Origin of the sequence: Sandarakinorhabdus sp. (assembly GCF_031422795.1) — a bacterium.
GTDB lineage: Bacteria > Pseudomonadota > Alphaproteobacteria > Sphingomonadales > Sphingomonadaceae > Sandarakinorhabdus.
In genome coordinates, this window is record NZ_JANPML010000050.1 from 1 (window position 1) to 6,756 (window position 6,756).

General features: G+C 66.2%; 7 protein-coding genes and 1 tRNA gene. 5 read left to right on the forward strand and 3 right to left on the reverse strand.

Going from position 1 to position 6,756, the window contains the following annotated elements; translation table 11 throughout:
* Positions 1–59: 59 nt before the first annotated feature.
* Entirely contained in the window at positions 60–680 is a 621-nt protein-coding gene (locus RMO81_RS01940; RefSeq protein WP_310474041.1) for a 2-dehydro-3-deoxy-6-phosphogalactonate aldolase, read from the reverse strand.
* On the opposite strand from RMO81_RS01940, the gene RMO81_RS01945 reads away from it, so the two are divergent.
* Positions 675–1,646 (forward strand): SMP-30/gluconolactonase/LRE family protein, encoded by a 972-nt coding sequence (locus RMO81_RS01945; RefSeq protein ID WP_310474042.1) that lies wholly within the window; start codon positions 675–677, stop codon positions 1,644–1,646. The genes RMO81_RS01940 and RMO81_RS01945 overlap by 6 nt on opposite strands.
* A 133-nt stretch (positions 1,647–1,779) precedes the next feature.
* Here the strand turns inward: RMO81_RS01945 and RMO81_RS01950 are convergent.
* Positions 1,780–1,856 (reverse strand) — tRNA-Pro (locus tag RMO81_RS01950).
* Between the two features lie 114 nt (positions 1,857–1,970).
* Here RMO81_RS01950 and RMO81_RS01955 point away from each other — a divergent pair.
* Positions 1,971–2,696 carry a serine/threonine-protein phosphatase gene (locus tag RMO81_RS01955; protein WP_310474043.1) on the forward strand — a complete coding sequence of 242 codons (726 nt, stop codon included), beginning with the start codon at positions 1,971–1,973 and terminating at the stop codon, positions 2,694–2,696.
* 36 nt (positions 2,697–2,732) lie between these two features.
* Here RMO81_RS01955 and RMO81_RS01960 read toward each other — a convergent pair whose 3' ends face one another.
* On the reverse strand, positions 2,733–4,034 hold the full coding sequence (locus RMO81_RS01960; RefSeq protein ID WP_310474044.1) for an FAD-dependent oxidoreductase: 1,302 nt from the start codon (positions 4,032–4,034) through the stop codon (positions 2,733–2,735).
* Between the two features lie 217 nt (positions 4,035–4,251).
* On the opposite strand from RMO81_RS01960, the gene RMO81_RS01965 reads away from it, so the two are divergent.
* The 3 genes from RMO81_RS01965 to RMO81_RS01975 all read left to right on the forward strand — a co-directional run.
* The gene (locus RMO81_RS01965) at positions 4,252–5,532 is read left to right on the forward strand and encodes a papain-like cysteine protease family protein (RefSeq protein WP_310474045.1); all 1,281 of its coding nucleotides are present in this window, start codon (positions 4,252–4,254) and stop codon (positions 5,530–5,532) included.
* A gap of 27 nt (positions 5,533–5,559) precedes the next feature.
* Positions 5,560–6,180: a hypothetical protein gene (locus RMO81_RS01970; RefSeq protein WP_310474046.1), complete on the forward strand. Its 621-nt coding sequence runs from the start codon at positions 5,560–5,562 to the stop codon at positions 6,178–6,180.
* 147 nt (positions 6,181–6,327) lie between these two features.
* The coding region (locus RMO81_RS01975) for a GTP-binding protein (RefSeq protein WP_310474047.1) at positions 6,328–6,756 on the forward strand (429 nt) is incomplete at its 3' end.

Consider the following 6,756-nt stretch of genomic DNA (forward strand, 5'->3'; position numbering starts at 1 on the left):
AGTCACTGGTGATCGACGGCGGCCGGGTCTGACTCCCTCCCCCCAAATGGGGGAGGGGCTCAGATCAGCCTGTCCCACGCCGCCACGATGGCGCGCGCATCAGCGGCGATGGCGTCCAGCGGCTTGCCCGGCTTGAACAACGAACTGCCCAGCCCGAACCCGGTCGCACCGGCGGCGCGATAGGCCGCCATCGTTTCGGCATTGATGCCGCCCACCATGAACAGCGGCAGGCCTGGCGGCAGCACGGCGCGCACGGCGGTCACGCCAGCCGGCGGCACCAGTTCGGCCGGGAAGATCTTCAGGCCCTGCGCGCCAGCGGCCAGCGCGGCGAACATCTCGGTGGGGGTGAGCACGCCGGGCAGCGCAATCATGCCGCTAGCAACCGCCGCGCTGATCACGGCTGGATTGCCATTGGGGGATACCACCAGCTGCGCGCCGATGCCCGCCAACGCCCGCACCTGGCCCACGTCGAGCACCGTGCCGGCCCCGACCAGCGCCCGGTTACCCACTGCCGCGATGATGGCGGCGATGCTGGTGAACGGATCGGGCGAATTCAGCGGCACTTCGATCAGGGTGATGCCGGCGTCCACCAGCGCCTGCGCCACGGCGGCGGCCCGTTCCGGCTCCAGCCCGCGCAAGATCGCCACCAGCGGGCGCCTGTTGGCCAGAAAATCATGCATCTGCTGTCCCTCCCGCTGGTTTCGGCTGCCAACTTGCACGCGGCCGGCTGTGGTGCAATCCTGCTGGCCATGCTCGATCTGCCCCGCCAGCCGGCCTTCATCATCCCTTCGCAATGCGTGCTGGCCGAAGGGCCGGTGTGGGATGACGCGCTTGGCTGCCTGTGGTTCACCGACATCCAGCGCAGCGAACTGTTGTGCTGGCACCATGACGCACAGCAGCTGGAACGCATCACCGTGCCCGAACGCCTGGGATCAATGGCGCTCACCGACGATCCGGATCGCCTGCTGCTGGCACTGGCCAACGGCTTTGCGCTATTCACGCCGGCCAGCGGCCATATCGAATGGCTGCACCGGCTGGACCTCGAAACCCATGGCATGCGCCTGAACGATGGCCGGGTGGACCGGCAGGGCCGGTTTTGGGCCGGGGCGATGGTGGAAGATGAAAGCCGCGCGCCGCCCGAACGCGGTTCGCTTTATCGGCTTGATCCGCCCGGCACTGCAGTGCCCGAGGCCGTGCGCGACGGCATCCTCATCAGCAATTCCCTCTGTTTCTCACCCGATGGCGCGCACGCCTTTTTTGCCGATTCCACCACGGGCCGCATCCTGCGCTATCCGGCAAATGGCCCGCTGGGCGACGCCGCGCAATTTGCCCGCACCGAACCGGGCAGCGCGCCTGATGGATCGGATGTGGATGCGCTGGGCCGGCTGTGGAACGCCGAATGGGGCGGCAGCCGCGCTACCGCCTACAACCCCGATGGCACCGTTGCCGGCCGCCTGCACGTGCCTGTCAGCCAGGTGACCTGCGTAGCCTTTGGCGGCGCCGGCCTTGATCTGTTGTTTGTCACCAGCGCCAGCGAAGGCCTGGCAGCCGGTGCCGAGCCGCACGCCGGTGACGTTCTGGTGTATGAAGGGCCAATTGGAACGCCGTTCAAAGGCCTGCTGGCGGTGCGGTTTCGTCTCGGCTGAAACGAAAAGGGCCAGCATCGCTGCTGGCCCTTTTGTTTTCCGATGGTCGGGGCGAGAGGAAACGAACCTCCGGCCCCACATCCCCTGCAGTGCAGAGGACGGAGGTTCGCCGGGACCGAACCTCAACCGCAATTGGTCGGGGCGAGAGGAATCGAACCTCCGGCCTCTGCCTCCCGAAGACAGCGCTCTACCAGGCTGAGCTACGCCCCGAACCTTGCGGAAGCGGCGCTATAGCCGGGCAAGGCAGGCGGTGCAACCACATAAACCGGCCAATTCATCGCAAGATTGCTGGCAGCACCGGGCTGTGGCACTTTCGGCTCCACCATGCCGATCCACACTCTCTTCGCCGAAAGCCATGCCGTCACCCATGTCGGCTGTCGGCGCGACCGCAACGAGGATCGCTGGCTGGCCCGTGACGATCTCGGCCTGTGGGCCGTCGCCGATGGCATGGGCGGCCTGATGGACGGCGATGCGGCGGCTCAGGCGGTGATCGATGGGCTGGCGGTCGTGCCAGCCGGCTTGAACCACGAGGCCATGGTGCAGGCCATAATTGCAGCCATGGCGGCAACCAGCGTGGCCATTGCCCGCCGCGCGGCGGCCGCGGGCGGCCTTTCGGGCACGACGCTGGCGGCACTGTTGTGGTGCGACAGCCGTGCCAGCCTGATCTGGTGTGGCGACAGCCGCATCTATCGCTGGCGCGGTGGCAGGCTGGAAACGCTCAGTCGCGACCACAATGAGGCGCAGTGGCAGGTTGAAGTGGGCATGATCAGCGCGGAAGCCGCCCAGAACCATCCCGGCCGCCACCTGCTGTGGCGGGCCATCGGGCTGCCCGGCCGTGACGATATCGATGTCGCTGCAGCCGATGTCCGGGCTGGGGACCGCTTCCTGATCTGCAGCGATGGCCTGAACGGCGAACTGTCAGACGCGGACATTGGCCAGATTTTGCACGGCCCGCGCGTCGCGGCCTGTAACCAGCTGTTGCTGCGCACGCTGGATGCAGGCGGACGCGACAATGTCAGCTTCGTCCTTGTCGATTTCGTGGCGACCTGATCCAGCTGCGTGCCGGGGCAGGCGCCCGCAGACGCTTCAGGCCAGCGACATCATCCGGGCCACATCCACGATCTTCTCGCGCGGCGCCCCGGCGCGGGCAGCGGCCACCTCTGCGGCTTCGATCTTCTGCCAGCCAGCAAAATCCGTGGCCTTGATGGCACGACTGGCGAGCAGGGCGTCGAGCCCCGCCGGCCCGGCCTTGCCCGACGCAGCGATGCTGTCTTCCACCATGGCGGCGACCACCGAAAAGCCATCGGGCCGGTTGGTGCCGATGGTGCCCGACGGCCCGCGCCGCGCCCAGCCGCTGGCATAAAGCGCAGGCGCGATGCGGCCAGCATCATCGGTGGGGAAGCGGCCAAGTTTTTCGGCAAACACCACACCGGGAATTTCCGCCGTGCGATAGCCGATGCAGGCGATCACAAGCCCGCACGGGATGGCGTGCAATTCGCCGGTGCCCACCGCCTGGCCGTTTTCCAGCCGGGTGGTTTCCACGATCAGGCGCTGTGCCTTGCCCGTCCCTTCCACTGCGACCGGGCGGCGGAAGAATTCAAAATTGATCGTCACCGGTTTATCGCCGCGGGGTAGGCCGGCAAAGCCGCGCAAATGGGTGACCATCTTGCGCTGGCCGGGATCGAGCGCGGCGTCTTCGGCCTCCGGCGGGAAATCGCCCGGCCGAACGATGGGATGCGCACGGACGAGATGGCCCAGTTCGCCGGCTTCCTTGGTGGTAAAGCTGGCCTGGTGTGGCCCACGGCGACCGATGATGTGTACATCGCGCACGGCGCTGGCGGCGAGCGTGGCCAGGGCATGGCCGGCGATATCGGTCGTGGCCAGTTCGTCCACCGTCTTGGCCAGCACCCGGGCGCAATCGATGGCAACATTGCCGTTGCCGATGATCGCGGCGCCATGGTGTGACAGATCCACGGCCAGGCCGGCATGATCGGGGTGGCCATTATACCAGCCAACAAACGCCGCCGACCCGATCACGCCAGGCAGATCATCACCGGGAATACCGATGGGCTTGTCGAGCGGTGCGCCCACCGACAGCACGACGGCATCATACAGGCCCAACAACTCGTCGATCGAAACATCGTCGCCAAGCATCACATTGCCCACCAACCGCGTGCCCGGCGCGAGGTTGGTCGCCTCATACCGCCTGGTCACCGCCTTGATGGACTGGTGATCAGGCGCCACGCCGGCGCGGATCAGGCCATAGGGAGTGGGCAGGCGATCGATGATATCGACTCGCACATCAGCACCCCACTGTTTCTGGGCGGCTTCGGCGGTGTAGTATCCGGCCGGGCCGGCGCCGACGATTGCAATGTTGATGGTCACCATGTGTCTCCGTCACTTTATGCCGTTCCGCTATGGCCAGCGCTGCTCAGGGTCAAGACATCTGCGGTTTCAGGCCGGCCAGCATTTCTGTCGGTTCCATGCAATGGATTCGCCCAAAGCATGGTAATCTGCGCCAGCGAATGGGACACCATGAAAGCCGCCGGGGACGCTGCATCCACCTTTGGGAGAGGGGACGCAGACCATGGCACAAGCATTGTTTATGGCCAGCTGGATCAAGGCTGGCGGCGCGGCGTGGACGGCCAATCACGGCCTGACAGGCGCGCAATATCAGACGCGGTTCAACACGCTGACCGGCCAGGGCTTCCGCCCGGTCTGCATCAGCGGCTATGGCACCGGCAATGGCGAGCGCTTTGCCGCCATCTTCGACAAGAGCTCCTCCACCGGCTGGGCCGCGCGGCACGGATTGTCGTCGGCGCAGTATCAGGCCGAGGTCAACACATGGTCCAATCAGGGCCTGCGCCCGCTCAGCCTGTCGGCATGGCGCACGTCCAATGGCTCACGCTTTGCCTGCGTCTATGAAAAGGCCGGTTCCGCCCCCTGGGCAGCGCGGCACGGGCTGGACAGCGCCGCCTATCAGGCCGCGTTCAACCAGCTGGTTGGCCAGGGCATGCGCCTGCGCAGCGTGCAGCCCTATGTTGAAGGCAGCACGGTGCGTTACATCGCCTGGTGGGAAAAAAGCCCCGGCCCGGCGTGGGTGGCCCGCCACGACATGACCGAAGCGCAGTTCCGCGCCACCCACAACAGCCTGGCCGCACAGGGCTATGATCTGGTGTCGGGCGGCAGCGCCATGGTGAATTTCCTCTTCTTCAAACGCGATGTCTATGCCGGCCTGTGGGAAAAACGCAGCGCCGCCAGTGTTGGCCATCACGGCATGACCGGCGGCGCCTATCAGGCCAATTTCGATGCAGCAGTTGCCAGCGGTTTCCGCCCGCTGTTCGTGTCGGCCGCGCTGGGTGCCCTGCCGGTTGATGTCAATCTGGCCTTCCGCATCCAGCGCCAGCAGCAGAGCCAATGGTGCTGGGCCGCCGTTTCATCGAGCATCCGGCGCCATTATCAGCCGGCCTCCACGCTCAGCCAAGTTGATCTGGTCAACCAGCGGCGCGGGCGCAATGATTGCGGCCAGCCGGGGCCGGGCGCCGATGGGGCCCGCTGCAACATCCCCGACAACACGTCGGCGGTGATCGACAGCCTGGGCCATCTTGAGCAGATGCAGAACAACAGCGTGTCGTACGCCAATCTGCGCGGCCAGTTGGCGATTGGCCGGCCGGTGTTCGTCCGCATCGAATGGGATGGCGGTGGCCGCCATGCCGTGGTCGCCGCCGGGGTGGAAGATGGCGAGTTCGTCATCATGTGCGACCCCGGCTCGTCCAGCGCCGCCGATGCCACGCAGGGCACCACCACCATCGTCGCCTATGATACGCTGCTCGCCGATTACAACGGCAGCGGCAATTGGATCGGCACCGGCTATACTAGGCCCTGAGCCGCCACAGCGAAAAGGAGAATTTCGATGCCGATCAGTTTCGCCAAGCCGCCGGCCGCCATGGCCGCCAATCTTGCCGCCGTGCTGCCGCGTCTGGCCGCCAGCGCCAATCTCGAAGCCCGCGCACCGGCCATCACCCGCGGTGCCGCCCGCATGGCGTTGGGCGATGCCATGCGCATGGCCACCACCCTGGCCGAGGTGCGCGACGCCGATGCGATCGCCACCCCGGTCTATATGCTGGGGCTGGACGATCTTGCCGCCGGCCGCATCATCCCGGGTGCCAAGCTGAAATTGTGGGCGCAGATCGTGCCCACCGAAGCCGGTGCAGTTTCAGCCGAAGCCCGCGCCAGCGATTCGCGCTTCGCGCAGATGTCGAACGGCATCAGCGTTGGCCGGTTCAGGAACGCCCTCACCCGCATGGCCGCCGCCCCGCCGGCTGATGATGGCGAGGTGGCGCAGCTGCGCATCCCGGCGCTGCACATCACCTGCCTGTGGCTGAAGGGCGGCAAGGCCGGCGACCGTTTCGAAGTGGTGGACGCACCCGCCGGGGTGTTGCCCATCGGACAGATTTACAGCGCTGCGGAACTGGCCGCCGCGCTGAAAACCCATGCCGCCAGTCGGATGGCCAATCGTGAAGCTGATGGCTGACATGATCGGATACCAAGACGACTGACGGGTGAGGGCCTGTCCGGGGTTGGTGGTAGCCCCCTCCCACCCCGGACAGTGCGCCCTTAACCGTCCTGCCGCGACGGCTTGGCCATTGCGCCACCCTGCCCCACGGCTTATGCCGCACACATGACCGCAGACCAGAGCCGCATCCGCAATTTCTCGATCATCGCCCATATCGATCATGGGAAATCGACGCTGGCCGATCGCCTGATCCAGACGACCGGCGGCCTCGCCGCGCGTGAGATGAGCGAGCAGGTGCTCGACAACATGGATATCGAGAAGGAACGCGGCATCACCATCAAGGCGCAGACCGTGCGCCTCGATTATCGCGCGACTGACGGCAAGGATTACATCCTCAACCTGATGGACACGCCCGGCCACGTCGATTTCGCCTATGAAGTCAGCCGCTCATTGGCCGCCTGCGAAGGCGCGCTGCTGGTGGTGGACGCAGCGCAGGGCGTGGAAGCGCAGACGCTGGCCAACGTCTACCAGTCTATCGAGCATGACCATGAGATCGTGCCCGTGATCAACAAAATCGATCTGCCCGCCGCCGAG